Annotated in this window: 13 protein-coding genes and 1 riboswitch; of the genes, 6 read left to right on the forward strand and 7 right to left on the reverse strand. The window is 71.7% G+C overall.

Going from position 1 to position 12,339, the window contains the following annotated elements:
- Positions 1 to 38: 38 nt before the first annotated feature.
- Genes ACFVVL_RS01275 through ACFVVL_RS01285 form a run of 3 tightly spaced genes read right to left on the reverse strand, consistent with a single transcriptional unit; the run spans position 39 to position 2,604 of the window.
- Positions 39 to 1,295: a bifunctional 3,4-dihydroxy-2-butanone-4-phosphate synthase/GTP cyclohydrolase II gene (locus tag ACFVVL_RS01275; protein ID WP_380287273.1), complete on the reverse strand. Its 1,257-nt coding sequence runs from the start codon at positions 1,293 to 1,295 to the stop codon at positions 39 to 41.
- Positions 1,292 to 1,882, reverse strand: a complete 591-nt coding sequence (locus tag ACFVVL_RS01280) for a nicotinamide riboside transporter PnuC (protein WP_380287307.1) — start codon at positions 1,880 to 1,882, stop codon at positions 1,292 to 1,294. The genes ACFVVL_RS01275 and ACFVVL_RS01280 overlap by 4 nt, the downstream gene beginning before the upstream one ends.
- 56 nt (positions 1,883 to 1,938) lie before the next feature.
- Positions 1,939 to 2,604, reverse strand: coding sequence for a riboflavin synthase (locus tag ACFVVL_RS01285; protein WP_387670419.1), 666 nt, complete (start codon positions 2,602 to 2,604; stop codon positions 1,939 to 1,941).
- Positions 2,605 to 2,820: 216 nt separating this feature from the next.
- Positions 2,821 to 2,948: riboswitch (FMN riboswitch) on the reverse strand.
- Positions 2,949 to 3,131: 183 nt separating this feature from the next.
- On the opposite strand from ACFVVL_RS01285, the gene ACFVVL_RS01290 reads away from it, so the two are divergent.
- Together ACFVVL_RS01290 and ACFVVL_RS01295 are read left to right on the forward strand one after the other, a co-directional pair.
- The gene (locus tag ACFVVL_RS01290; RefSeq protein ID WP_380287271.1) at positions 3,132 to 3,380 is read left to right on the forward strand and encodes an SCO4226 family nickel-binding protein; all 249 of its coding nucleotides are present in this window, start codon (positions 3,132 to 3,134) and stop codon (positions 3,378 to 3,380) included.
- 52 nt (positions 3,381 to 3,432) lie between these two features.
- A complete protein-coding gene (locus ACFVVL_RS01295) occupies positions 3,433 to 4,128 on the forward strand; it encodes an MSMEG_1061 family FMN-dependent PPOX-type flavoprotein (RefSeq protein ID WP_380287270.1) in 696 nt (231 codons plus the stop codon).
- Positions 4,129 to 4,219: 91 nt separating this feature from the next.
- Here the strand turns inward: ACFVVL_RS01295 and ACFVVL_RS01300 are convergent, their stop codons facing one another.
- Entirely contained in the window at positions 4,220 to 4,414 is a 195-nt protein-coding gene (locus ACFVVL_RS01300; RefSeq protein WP_380287269.1) for a YegP family protein, read from the reverse strand.
- A gap of 160 nt (positions 4,415 to 4,574) precedes the next feature.
- Here ACFVVL_RS01300 and ACFVVL_RS01305 point away from each other — a divergent pair, with 160 nt between their 5' ends.
- On the forward strand, positions 4,575 to 5,021 hold the full coding sequence (locus tag ACFVVL_RS01305) for an HIT family protein (RefSeq protein WP_380287268.1): 447 nt from the start codon (positions 4,575 to 4,577) through the stop codon (positions 5,019 to 5,021).
- Here the strand turns inward: ACFVVL_RS01305 and ACFVVL_RS01310 are convergent.
- Together ACFVVL_RS01310 and ACFVVL_RS01315 are read right to left on the reverse strand one after the other, a co-directional pair.
- Positions 5,008 to 6,576: an alkaline phosphatase family protein gene (locus tag ACFVVL_RS01310; RefSeq protein ID WP_387670422.1), complete on the reverse strand. Its 1,569-nt coding sequence runs from the start codon at positions 6,574 to 6,576 to the stop codon at positions 5,008 to 5,010. The genes ACFVVL_RS01305 and ACFVVL_RS01310 overlap by 14 nt on opposite strands.
- 177 nt (positions 6,577 to 6,753) lie before the next feature.
- Complete coding sequence (locus ACFVVL_RS01315) at positions 6,754 to 7,527, reverse strand: GntR family transcriptional regulator (RefSeq protein WP_380287266.1); 774 nt, start codon at positions 7,525 to 7,527, stop codon at positions 6,754 to 6,756.
- Between the two features lie 277 nt (positions 7,528 to 7,804).
- Here ACFVVL_RS01315 and ACFVVL_RS01320 point away from each other — a divergent pair, with 277 nt between their 5' ends.
- Positions 7,805 to 8,743, forward strand: coding sequence for a glycoside hydrolase family 19 protein (locus ACFVVL_RS01320; RefSeq protein ID WP_380287265.1), 939 nt, complete (start codon positions 7,805 to 7,807; stop codon positions 8,741 to 8,743).
- Between the two features lie 180 nt (positions 8,744 to 8,923).
- Positions 8,924 to 9,991 carry a serine hydrolase domain-containing protein gene (locus ACFVVL_RS01325; RefSeq protein ID WP_380287264.1) on the forward strand — a complete coding sequence of 356 codons (1,068 nt, stop codon included), beginning with the start codon at positions 8,924 to 8,926 and terminating at the stop codon, positions 9,989 to 9,991.
- Positions 9,992 to 10,139: 148 nt separating this feature from the next.
- On the opposite strand, the gene ACFVVL_RS01330 is transcribed toward ACFVVL_RS01325, so the two are convergent.
- On the reverse strand, positions 10,140 to 11,423 hold the full coding sequence (locus ACFVVL_RS01330) for a S1 family peptidase (RefSeq protein WP_387670425.1): 1,284 nt from the start codon (positions 11,421 to 11,423) through the stop codon (positions 10,140 to 10,142).
- 470 nt (positions 11,424 to 11,893) lie between these two features.
- Here ACFVVL_RS01330 and ACFVVL_RS01335 point away from each other — a divergent pair, with 470 nt between their 5' ends.
- Complete coding sequence (locus ACFVVL_RS01335) at positions 11,894 to 12,238, forward strand: hypothetical protein (RefSeq protein ID WP_380287262.1); 345 nt, start codon at positions 11,894 to 11,896, stop codon at positions 12,236 to 12,238.
- The last annotated feature ends 101 nt before the right edge of the window (positions 12,239 to 12,339 follow it).

A 12,339-nucleotide genomic window follows, 5' to 3' on the forward strand; every position in this document is an offset into this window, starting at 1 on the left:
TGGTTCGGACGGACGGTGTTCGGGTGTTCGGGTCGTGCTCAGTCGCCGAGGCCGGGCAGGTCGTGACCCATCCGGTCGCGCTTGGTGCGCAGGTAGCGCGCGTTGTGCTCGCCCGCCGGGATCTCGACCGGCTCGCGGCCCTTGACCTTCAGCCCGTGCTCGGTGAGCGCGGTGAGCTTCTGCGGGTTGTTGGTCAGCAGGGTGAGCGAGCGCACGCCGAGGTCGCAGAGCATCTGGGCGCCGATGCTGTAGTCGCGGGCGTCGGCGGGCAGGCCGAGGTCGAGGTTGGCGTCGACGGTGTCGCGGCCCTGCTCCTGGAGCTCGTAGGCGCGCAGCTTGTGCGCCAGGCCGATGCCCCGGCCCTCGTGGCCGCGCAGGTAGAGCACCACGCCCCGGCCGGCCTCGGCGACCCGGCGCAGCGAGGCCTGCAGCTGCGGGCCGCAGTCGCAGCGCAGCGAGCCGAGCACGTCGCCGGTCAGGCACTCGGAGTGGACCCGGACCAGCACGTCCTCGCCGTCCGGCAGCCGGCCCTCGGCGTCCAGTCCGCCGGCGACCAGCGCGATGTGCTCGACGCCGTCGAGGGTGCCGCGGTAGCCGACGGCGGTGAACTCGCCGTGGGCGGTGGGCAGCGCGGTGACGGCGGCCCGGTCGACGTGGAGTTCGGTGCGGCGGCGGTAGGCGATGAGGTCGGCGATGGAGATGATCGCCAGGTTGTGGGTGCGGGCGAAGGCGACCAGTTCGGGCAGCCGCGCCATGGTGCCGTCGTCGTTGACCACCTCGGCGATCGCGCCGGCCGGGGCGAGTCCGGCGAGCCGGGCCAGGTCGACGGCGGCCTCGGTGTGGCCGGGGCGCACCAGCACGCCGCCCTCGACGGCGCGCAGCGGGAAGACGTGCCCGGGGCGGGCGAGGTCGCCCGGCCCGGTGCCGGGCGAGGCGAGCAGGCGCACGGTGCGGGCCCGGTCGGCGGCCGAGATGCCGGTGTCGACGCCCTCGCGGGCGTCCACCGAGACGGTGTAGGCGGTGCCCTTGCGGTCCTCGTTGACCTGGGTCATCGGGGGGAGCTTGAGGCGGTCCAGCTCGGCGCCGGTCATCGGGGCGCAGATCACGCCGGAGCTGTAGCGGATGGTGAAGGCCATCAGTTCGGGGGTCGCGGCACTGGCCGCGAAGACGATGTCGCCCTCGTTCTCGCGGTCCTCGTCGTCGACGACGATCACCGCGCGGCCGAGCGCGATGTCGGCGACGGCCCGCTCGACCGGGTCGAGGACGAGCTCGTCGCTCTGCTGGTTCTCGGTCATGCCGTAGCTCCCTGCGGGACGGTGGTGGACGTGGGGCGCGGCGCACGGGTGTTCAGCCACCACGAGCGCAGCCCGAGCAGGACCAGGACGAAGTAGACGGAGTAGGTGAGGCCGGAGAAGGTGTAGCCGGTGTTGAAGGCGAGCGGCACGCCGACCATGTCGACGGCGATCCAGGCGAACCAGAACTCCACCCAGCCGCGGGCCTGGGCGATCATGGCCGCCAGGGTGCCGACGAAGATGTAGGCGTCCGCCCAGGGGCTCCAGGAGCCGAGCGCGGGGACGGTCAGGAAGGCCCAGGCGAGCAGGGCGGTGCCGGCCGCGGTCCCGGCGGCGAGCGCGGCCCGTTCGGGCCAGGTGGCGAAGCGGACGGCGATCCCGTCGGCGCCCCGGCGTCCGCGCCGCCACTGGTTCCAGCCCCAGGCGGCGGTGGCGACGACGATCAGCTGCTTGCCGACCATGCCGGGCACGTTGCCGGCCAGGTAGGCGGTGATCAGGACCAGGCCGGAGAGCAGTTGGACCGGCCAGCTCCAGACCGACCGGCGCCAGCCGAGCGCGAGGCCGGCCATGCCGAACAGGTTGCCGATCATGTCCGACCACTTCACGTGCTGGCCGAACACCGTGAAGGCGTCCGTGTTGAGCCAGTTCACCGGTCCTCCCCGGCGGGGTTCGTCGGGGGCAGCGTGCGGGACTCCAGCAGCCGCTCCACGTACTTGGCGAGGACGTCGACCTCCAGGTTGACGCTCTCGCCGGGGGACTTGGCGCCGAGCGTGGTCAGCGCGAGGGTCGCCGGGATGAGGCTGACGGTGAAGCTGTCGCGGGCGGCCTCGACCACGGTGAGGCTGACGCCGTCGACGGTGATCGAGCCCTTCTCCACCAGGTAGCGGGTGACGGACTGCGGCAGCGAGAAGCGCAGCACCTCCCAGCGGAGGTTCCCGGCGGCGTCGCGCTCCCCCGGCTCGCGGCTCAACAGCCGCCCGGTGGCGTCGACATGACCCTGCACCAGGTGTCCGCCGAGCCGGGCGCCGAGCGCCATGGCGCGCTCCAGGTTGACCGGCGAGCCGGGCTTCAACTCGCCCAGGCTGGAACGGTGGAGGGTCTCGGCCATCACGTCGGCGGTGAACTCACCGGTTCCGGCGGCCAGTTCGGAGGGGGTGTCGACGACGGTCAGGCAGACGCCGTTGACCGCGATGGAGTCGCCGTGGCGCGCGTCCTGACAGACCACCGGACCGCGCAGGCGGATTCGCGAGGAGTCGCCGATCTCCTCGATCGACACGACCTCGCCGAGCTCTTCGATGATGCCGGTGAACACCCGGGTTCTCCTCGCGCTTGGGGCGCGGACTCCGGGGTGTGGCAACGGGAAACCGACGCGGACGGGCGCGGGGCCGCACGGGCTCGCCGGACGGCCACGGGACCCGTCGTCGGGCCGCTGCCGCACCGGACGCCGGAGGAGGGGAACCCTCGACCGCCGACCCGTACCACCTCCCGCGGTCCACCGGGGGACCACGGGTACCGCTCACTCGTCCGCCGCGCACGCCTCCCATCCGGACTTTAACCGTCGGTCCAGGAATTTCACCTGGTCAACCGGCCGCTGGCTGCGGACGGGTCGCGGACTGTAACCGCCGGTTCGGATTTTCACCGACCCCGGAGTGCGCTGAACGTCACTGCTACTGCTGCCGTCATTGTGCCACGCCGGGAGCGGGTGCAGGGAGATCCCCCGGCTGTGGGCTGTTTCACGACGGCGGCGGGAATGCGCGCGGGTGCGCGGGGGCGCAAGCTGGTGGGAGGGGGCGGACAGCGGGCCGGGCGCGGGCCCCGGTCCCGGGAGGTGCGAGCGCGATGGCCAAGTTCATGGACGTCCACCACGGGATGTCCGGCATCACCGAGGAGCAGCTGCGCATGGCCCACCAGGCCGACCTGGACATCCAGGCCGACGAGGGCGTGCGGTTCGAGCAGGCCTGGGCCGACCCGGAGGCCGGCGTCGTCTACTGCCTCTCCGAGGCGCCCTCGAAGGAGGCCGTGCAGCGGATCCACGAGCGCAGCGGGCATCCGGCCGACGAGGTGCACGCCGTTCCGCTGACCGTCTGAGCCGGACCGCCCGCCCTGTGCGGCCCCGGAGCGCCCCGTTACGTTTGCCGGTATGACCAGCACACCGGAGACCGTCGTTCCGTCAACTCCAGGACCCCAGGGCCCCTCGGGCCTGTTCGCCGCCCTCGAAGCGGGCGCGATCCACGACACCGCGCGGCTGCGCGACGTCTACGAGCAGCCCAGTGACGTCGTGCGCCGCAAGCAGGTGGACCGCGTCCACGAGGTCGCCCGGCAACTCATCGCCTGCTCCCCGCTGGTCTTCCTGGCCAGCGCGGACGCCGCCGGGCGCTGCGACGTGTCGCCGCGCGGCGGGCCGCCCGGACTGGTCTCGGTGCTCGACGAGTTCACCCTGGCGATCCCGGACGCCACCGGGAACAAGCGGCTGGACACGCTGCACAACGTCGTCGAGACCGGCCGGATCGGGCTGGTCTTCGTCGTCCCGGGCCGGGACAGCACGCTGCGTGTCAACGGGCGGGCCTGCGTCTCGACGGACCCGCGGCTGCTGGCGCAGCTGACGGCGGTCGGCAAGCCGCCGCGCAGCGCGATCGTGGTGGCCGTCGAGGAGGTCTTCGGGCACTGTCCGAAGGCGTTCCTGCGCTCCTCGGCGTGGAAGCCGGAGAACTGGCTCGGCGCGGACGAGCAGCCGAGTTCGGCCGAGGTCACGCTCTCCCACCTGGCGGACCCGTCGCTGACGATCGAGGCGATCGAGCGCAACGAGCGGGAGTCGCTGCTGTACCGGTACGAGTAGCCCCCCGGCGCCGTCCCGGGCCGCCCTTCGGGCAACCGGCGGGCGGCGCGCGGACGGCGGCGGGGAGGGGCCCCGCCGCCGTCCGCGGCGCTCAGGCCGCAGCCTTGGGCTTCAGGTCCACCACGCTCGCGCCGTCCGCCGCCCGCTGGACGGCCTCGACGCCCTTGTGGGCGGCGTCCTTGCTCGCGTACCCCTGGCCGGTCGCGACGATCTCACCGTTGCCCGCCTTGAGCCGGAACCGGTACTTGCCCCCGGCGTCCTCGTACACCTCGAACTTGCCCGCCATCCGGGCCACCTCCTCGTCGACGGGACGCGCCGCGCGCCCCACCTGCACGGTGCGCCCCGGCCCCGGGGGGCCGCACCCGCTCGGGGTCCGCCCGGGTGACCTCCCGGCGGTCCGTCGCCGAGCGGATGCCGGGGCCGCGGCGGGCCGGTTGAATGGACGGATGGACTGCGTCTTCTGTGCGGTGGTGGCGGGCACGGAGCCCGCGCACCGGGTGCTGGACGACGAGGCGGCGGTGGCCTTCCTGGACCGCCGGCCGCTGTTCCCGGGCCACGTCCTGGTGGTGCCGCGCGCCCACCACCGCACCCTGGCGGACCTCCCGGCCGCGCAGGTGGGCCCGTTCTTCCTGCGGGTGCAACGGGTGGCGGCGGCGATGGAACAGGGGCTGGGCGCGGCGGGCAGCTTCGTCGCGGCGAACAACCGGATCAGCCAGTCGGTGCCGCACCTGCACGTGCACGTGGTGCCGCGCAACCCCAAGGACGGGCTGCGCGGCTTCTTCTGGCCGCGCCGGGCGTACCCCGACGAGGCGGACGCGGCGCTGGTCGCCGAGCGGCTGCGGGCCGCGCTCGCCCCGTCGGAGGGCCGACGGCCGGGCGTCAGCCGACCTTGACGTTGTCCAGCACCCAGTACCAGTTGTTGCTGCCGGTGTAGCGGAACCGCAGCCGCAGCCGGCTCGCGCCCGCCGGGACGGCCAGGTCGAGGCGCTGGCGGCCGTTGGTGTCGGAGGTGAAGCTCTTCACCTCCACCGGCGCGCCGCCGTCCCAGACGGCGAGCACCCGGGCGCTCTGCGCGCCCTCCGGCCGGTAGAAGGTGGTGAAGGTGACCGGCACGGTGCCGCGCCCGGCCACCGGGTACTCGGGGCTGACCAGGGTGGAGTCGTAGGTCCCCGAGAAGATCTTGTCGGCCCACTCGTCGGAGTCGGCGACGGCGAACACGTTGCGGGAGCGGACGTTCAGCTCGCGGTTCTGGTCGCGCTGGGTCTTCGTCCAGAACTCGTCGGTGGTGAACGACCAGCCCCGCCACTCGGCGACGCCGCCGGTGCCCATCGCGGAGTTGTCGACCGACCAGCCGGCCGGCGGGGTGTGGGTGAAGCCGAGGACGCCGGCCGCGATGCCGGTCTCGTCCACCCGGCCGGTGAGCTGCGGGCGCAGCGCGTCGAACTCGTCGGGGACCAGGGCCGGGATCGGGGTGCCGTCGAGGTTCCAGGCCGGGTCGGCGGCGATGCCGAGGTGGGCGAGGGCGGTGGGCGCGATGTCCACCATGCGCACGTCCTGGCGGACCGAACCGGCCGGGAACGCCGAGCCGTTGGCGATCACGAAGGTCTGCCGCTCCTCCCAGGTGGAGCCGCCGTGGCCGCCGGTCGGGGTGTGGCCGTGGTCGGCGGTGACCAGGATCAGCCAGTCCTCCTGGGCGTAGCCGGCCCGGCCGCGGACGGCGGCGACGATCTGGCCCACCTGGGCGTCCACGCCGCGGATCGCGGTCAGGTAGGCCTGGCTGGCGGAGCCGCTGCTGTGTCCGGCGTTGTCGACGTTGTCGAGGTGGACGAAGACCACGTCGGGGTTGTCGTCGCGCAGCTTGGCGACCGCGCGGGCGGTGGTGCCGGTGTCGTACTCGGCGGACGGGGTGGCGATCCGGGTGTCGACCCGGCCGGAGCAGATGGTGTCGGCGATCGGTGCCCAGGAGGCGACGACGTAGGTGGAGAGCGCGGGGTCGGCGGTCTCGGCGCGGGTCAGGAAGTCCGGGTAGGCGGTGAGGTTGGGCGCGGTGAAGTTGTTGTCCTTGACGTTGTGCTTGTCCGGCCAGACGCCGGTGGCGACGGTGGACCAGCCGGGGCCGGAGAGGGTGCCGGCCATCGGGTTGGCGTAGAGGCTGCTCGCCGCGGTGAGGCCGCCGGCCATCAGGGCGGTGAGGTGGGGGGCGCCGGCGTCCTTGATGCGGGTGAGCATGGTGCCGTCGAGGCCGATCAGCAGGACCTTCGGGGTCCGGCCGGCGGCCGGGGTGGCGGTGGGGGTGGCGGCGCCCGGGGCGGTGGCCGCGCGGGCGGCGGTGGCGGTGAGCGGGGCGGTGGCGAGCGCGGCGGCGGTGCCGAGGAGCAGGCCTCGGCGGGAGAGGCCGGGGGCGGCGGGGGTCTGCGGGGTCACGTCGTCCTCCTGATGCTGCGTCATGGCGCGGAAGGGGGCGGTGACTACGGTCGGAGCGGCGGATGGACGGGGGTGGCCCGGCTTTCGACCCGGGTGTGAACAACGCCCAAATTCGGTCCAGACCCGTTATGTTCCCGTGATCATGGCGCCTCCGGGCGGGGCCGGGGCGCGGGGGTCCTGAGGCAGGTGGGGGCGCGGGCGTCAGTCCGCTTCGAGGCGGGTGGTGAAGCTGAACCGGTCCCCCCGGTAGAGCGAGCGCACCCGCTCCACCGGCTGCCCGCCGGTGTCCCTGGTCAGCCGGTGCAGCAGCAGCATCGGCAGGGCCGGCGGGGTGCCGATCAGCAGGGCCTCGCGCGGGGTGGCCAGCACCGTCTCGATCCGCTCGTCGGCGGCGCCGAAGCCGATGCCCGCCTTCTCGGCGAGATAGGCGTAGAGCGAGGAGCCCGGGTCGAACTCGACGTCCAGCGCCGGGACCCGGCCGACCGCGAGGTAGGTGCTCTCCAGGCCCACCCGCTCGCCGTCCGCGAGCAGCACCCGCTCCAGGTGCCAGACCGGCTCGCCCGGGGCGATCCGCAGCTGACCGGCCAACTGCGGATCGGCGCCGAGCCGTTCCAGGCCGATCAGGGTGCGCCCGGGGACCCTGCCCTGGCGTCGCACGCCCTCGGTGTAGCTGGCGAGCGAGAGCGGCTGCTCCAGCTTGGGGCCGGCCACCACCGTGCTGCGCCCGCGCCGGCGGATCCGGCCCTGGATCAGCAGATCGCGCAGGGCCTGGCGGAGCGTCTCGCGGGCGACCTCGAAGCGGGCCGCGAGCTCACGTTCGGTCGGCAGCACGCCGCCCTCGCCGAGTTCGTCGAGCAGCGCGTCCAACTCGCCCTTGACGGCGTAGTACTTGGGCACCCGGCCGTGCTCCGGGATGCCCGAGCGGATCGGTGCGCCCGGGCCGGACCGGGCGGCGGGGTCGGGGGTCTCGTCCACCCGGCCATCCTTCCAGATGGAGGGACCTGGTCATGACAGCGCGTCCGGCGCGGCGCCCCTTCCGCACGCAGGCGTTCTGCACTGCGCGTCATTTGCCCGAAACCCCTTGACAGGTATAGACCACTCCGCTTGAGTTCTGGGTCAGCCCCGCACCGGCCCGCACCCCGGTCGGCCCGTCCCCCACGACGTGCCCCCACCACGCGGGGCTCCGGCTCCCCTGCCCCGACGTCCCAGCCTCCACGACCGTGCGGCCCCACACCGCACAAGGGGTGATCAAGTGTCCACGAAACGCCTGCTCGCACTGCTCTCCGCCGTCGCCACGGCGCTGGCGGTGGTCCTGCTGCTTCCCGCGGCCAACGCCAGCGCCGCCGTCTGCGCCACGCCCTGGAACTCCTCGGCCGTCTACACCGGCGGTGCCGCCGTCTCCTACAACGGCCACAACTGGCTCGCCAAGTGGTGGACCCAGAACGAGCCGCCGAGCACCGGCGGCTCGGGCGTCTGGTCCGACCAGGGCAACTGCGGCGGCACCGGCCCGACGCCGACCCCGACCGTCACCCCGACGGTCACCCCGACGTCGACCAGCACGCCGAACCCGGGCGGATTCCCGGTCAGCCAGGCCCAGTTCGACCAGATGTTCCCGAACCGGAACCCCTTCTACACCTACCAGGGCCTGATCGACGCGCTCAGCGCCTACCCCGCCTTCGCGGCCACCGGCACCGACACCGTCCGCAAGCAGGAGGCCGCGGCCTTCCTGGCCAACGTCAACCACGAGACCGGCGCGCTGGTCTACGTCGTCGAGCAGAACACCGCCAACTACCCCCACTACTGTGACAGTTCGAAGTCGTACGGCTGCCCGGCCGGGCAGGCCGCGTACTACGGCCGCGGGCCGATCCAGCTGAGCTGGAACTACAACTACAAGGCGGCCGGCGACGCCCTGGGCATCGACCTGCTGCGCAACCCCAACCTGGTGCAGACCGACCCGGCCGTCGCCTGGAAGACCGCGCTCTGGTACTGGAACACCCAGAACGGGCCGGGCACCATGACCCCCCACAACGCGATCGTCAACGGCTACGGCTTCGGCGAGACCATCCGCAGCATCAACGGCTCGCTGGAGTGCAACGGCGGCAACCCCGCCCAGGTGCAGAGCCGGATCAACGCCTACCAGCGCTTCACCCAGCTGCTCGGCACCGTGCCGGGCAACAACCTGAGCTGCTGACCCCGCACCACCCGTCCGCTAGCACGCGGCAACATCGCTAGCGCGTGCGCACAACCGGCGAGCGGGCGACAACCATGGCACCGCTCGTCCCCCGTACCTCCGGGGGACGAGCGGTGCGCCGGCGAAAATCGTCGCCGCGGTGGACGCCGCCGCCGTCCTGCCACTCCTAGGCTCGGGGCCATGAACGATCTTGGCAGCCTCGTCCAGCAGACCGCCGACCGCCTCGCCGGCCCCCAGGTCGGCGTGGTGGTCGCCGGTCTCGCCCGCGGCGCGACGGAGATCCGCGGCGCCGGACGCACCGGCCCGGGCCCGGCCGGCGGGCGGCCCGGCCCGGACACGCTGTTCGAGATCGGTTCGGTGACCAAGGTCTTCACCTCGCTCGCGCTCGCCCGGCTGACCCTGGCGGGCACCGTCACCCTGGACGAGCCGCTCGCGGACCTCCTGGCCGACGCGCTCCCGCCCGGCGTCACCGTCCCCACCCGGGGCCCGGAGCCCATCACCCTGCGGCACCTGGCGACCCACACCTCCGGCCTGCCGCGGCTGCCCGCCGGCATGCTGCTGTCCTCCCTGCTCACCCCCAACAAGCCCGACCCGTACGCGCACTGCACCCCCGAGTGGCTGCTCGCGAGCCTCGCCCGCACCAAGGTGCGGACCGCGCCCGGCCGCAGCTTCCGCTACTCCAACCTCGGCGCCGGCCTCCTCGGCCTCGCCCTCGCGCACCGGGCGGGCCTGGACTACGGCGACCTGGTCCGCCGGGAGGTCTGCGAGCCGCTCGGGCTCACCGACACGGTGCTCGCCCCCGACGCCGGACAGACGGCCCGGCTCGCCCCGGGCCACACCGCGGGCGGGCGCCCGGTCCCGGGCTGGAACCTCGCCGGACTCGCGGGAGCGGGCGCACTCAAGTCCACCGCCGCCGACCTCGCCGTCCTCCTGCGGGCCCAGCTGGCCACCGGCACCGACGAGGCGCCGCCCCTCGGCCCCGCCATCGCCCTGACCCGCGAGGTGCGCCACCGGGTCAACCCCGTCGCCTGGATGCACCTCGGCTGGCTGGGCCACCGCCTCCACACCCGCCAGGGCGGCCACCTCCAGATCTGGCACAACGGCGGCACCGGCGGCTACCGCTCCTTCACCGCCTTCGACCCGGACAAGCAGGTCGGCGCCATCGTCCTGGCCAACACCCGCCGCCCCGTCGACACCCCCGCCGTCCACCTCCTGCGCACCCTCCAGACCACCCACGCCCATGGGTAGGCCGATTCCTGTGGATCACCGAGTGGCCCCCGGTGAGAGTGCCCGCAATCGAGAGTGGATCGGTGGGGGGTGTCGACGGCGTTGCGCTGCACACAGGCCGCGCGGTCGAGGCGGTCTGCGGGCTACCGCTGTGACAAGTCAGCGCCCATCAGCCCGTATTGATCGTCCAGCCCTTGTCATGCAGAATTTGATAGATCGGCACGTACATCATGGCGCTGAAGCACCACGGGGTACGACTTCCACCGTCCGAGGTGGTTCGACCATTGCAGTTGACCGTACTGTCCAGCGAAGAGATGGTTCCCCGCGCCACTGCCTTTCCTGCGCTATCGACAGTGTAGACCGGACCCCCGCTGTCACCGTTGACAGCAGCTATGTCGTTCGCATTGGTCTGAATCGCGTAGTCGGCCACCTTGCGCCAGACACCATTGGGGCCGGTGTAGGAGAAATCGGTCCGGGTGATCTTAATCCCGCAATGCGTACCCGAGTTCGCAGCGGACTGACAGACATAGTCACCGACGTTGTTGTGTCCCCAGCCGGAAACGTACTTTCCGGTACCCGTCGAATCATTCCAGGGACCCTCATAGATGGCGTTCCCCACGGCGTTTCCGGTGTTAATTCCAGAGACGTCCAGGATGTCGAGCATGTCCGCCTGGGAGGTTGACCCGACGAACGCCCCGTCGTACCAGTTGTGGTAAATTCCGTCACCACAGTGGTAAGCGGTCGTGAGGAGCGGCGTCCCGTCGCTTCGAGTGACGCCGAAACCGCTGGAACAAATGGTTCCACCAGGCGTCCGCAGGCCACTTCCTCCCCACCAGGGAGAGTAGTCTTCGCCGCGCGTGGCATCAATGGCGATCGGCGCATAGACCACGTCGGTCTCGACGCCGGCGAGGCTGCTCGTGATGGCCTTGACCTCGCCGGTCTTCCTCGTCCTGGTCGCATCGTCGACCGAGGGCTCCCCGGACTGGGTCAGGCTGGCGGGCCGACTTCGAGGCTTCTCCTCGTCATAGCCGATTTCCAGACCGCTCCCGTCGACGGCCGGCGCGATGTGCGTAATTCGAGTTTTCGCCCGAGTGACCTCCGAAGCAAGTGGCTGCGGCTTCCCGTCACGCAGGAGCCTTTCCCGGGCTTCGTGCAGTTCCGCCTTGGAGTACTTTGCAGGCAGCACTTCGACCGTCACTCCGGCCGGAAGGCTGCCCATAATTTCGCGGGCCGTCGACGACACTTCCCCCTTCCAGTGGAGGCGGATGCGGTTCCCTGCCGGATCGACCTCCACATCCGTGAAGCCGGGTATGCGGTCCCTCTCGACCTCCGACAGCCCGCCCGTCATACGGTCTACGACTGCGTCGAGGACTTCCTGCTTTTTCATGGTCTCAACAATGCGAGAATCATCCGCCGCATTGCCTGCTACCGGCCTTTTCCCCTCGCCGCTCACCGTCGACTCCGTGGACGCCGCCACGGCGGGCATCACAACCGAGATCGACAACACGAGAGCTGCGGCGAGGCCGATCCTCCCCCTCTTTCCCATGCGCCTGAAGTTCACTGAACCCCCACTATTTCCAGGAACCGCCCCGGCGCGGGCGCGCCGCGACATCGGCACTCTAGCCGGGGAACGCAGGGTCTGCATCCATGATTTTAGCCACGAAATCCCCACACTCGGGGATCTACTGGACGGACACCTGAATTCGAAATCATTGGCACGAAAACCGGCAGGCCACATCTTTCCATTCAGGCGAAATGTGGCGAGGGAGAATAATTCACACACTCCGGGCGAAGCTTGACCTGCCTGCCCGAACCGGTAGTCTTGCCGCCGCCATGGCACGACTGCACCCACGAGGAGACCGAGTGACGCACCCAAGGCGGTGGCCACGCTTATCGAGGCGCGCCGGCCTCATCATCGTGGCCGTGCTGGTCGTCGTCGCAACCGAGGTTTCGCTGGAGACGTGGTGGTTGCCCTCGAAATGGCGCAGCTACGATGCCAGCGCGGCAGGCCAGGTCTCCGTCAGCGAGGACGGGAGGACGATCAGCCTGGCCGTCGAGTGGAGATGTGAACAGCGCCCCGAGCTTGAGGCGCATGAAAGCGCCGACCGCGTCACGGTGGTTCTGCACCGCAGGGAATTCAAAGGGCCGACCTACCAGTGCCCGGAGGATTCCGCCGGTTCCGCACTCGTCAGCGCCCATCTGGGCAATCCCCTGGCCTCACGGTCGCTGATCGACGAGATCTCCGGTCAGGCATTGCCTCTTGGCTGAACCCGGAGACTGCCGTTCGCCGTGGTGTGCGGCGAGCGGGGGTGGTGGGGCGCGTGGGAAGATGGCAGGGCTGGCGGCGACGATCTCCGGGCGGTTCCGGC

This window comes from Kitasatospora sp. NPDC058115 (assembly GCF_042884635.1).
Lineage (GTDB): Bacteria > Actinomycetota > Actinomycetes > Streptomycetales > Streptomycetaceae > Kitasatospora.

Bases quoted from the DNA above. Each gene is read 5' to 3' on its own strand.
- ACFVVL_RS01275 (WP_380287273.1), bottom strand. From the start codon at position 1,295: ATGACCGAGAACCAGCAGAGCGACGAGCTCGTCCTCGACCCGGTCGAG.
- ACFVVL_RS01280 (WP_380287307.1), bottom strand. From the start codon at position 1,882: ATGATCGGCAACCTGTTCGGCATGGCCGGCCTCGCGCTCGGCTGGCGC.
- ACFVVL_RS01290 (WP_380287271.1), top strand. From the start codon at position 3,132: ATGGCCAAGTTCATGGACGTCCACCACGGGATGTCCGGCATCACCGAG.
- ACFVVL_RS01295 (WP_380287270.1), top strand. From the start codon at position 3,433: ATGACCAGCACACCGGAGACCGTCGTTCCGTCAACTCCAGGACCCCAG.
- ACFVVL_RS01300 (WP_380287269.1), bottom strand. From the start codon at position 4,414: ATGGCGGGCAAGTTCGAGGTGTACGAGGACGCCGGGGGCAAGTACCGG.
- ACFVVL_RS01305 (WP_380287268.1), top strand. From the start codon at position 4,575: ATGGACTGCGTCTTCTGTGCGGTGGTGGCGGGCACGGAGCCCGCGCAC.
- ACFVVL_RS01310 (WP_387670422.1), bottom strand. From the start codon at position 6,576: ATGACGCAGCATCAGGAGGACGACGTGACCCCGCAGACCCCCGCCGCC.
- ACFVVL_RS01325 (WP_380287264.1), top strand. From the start codon at position 8,924: ATGAACGATCTTGGCAGCCTCGTCCAGCAGACCGCCGACCGCCTCGCC.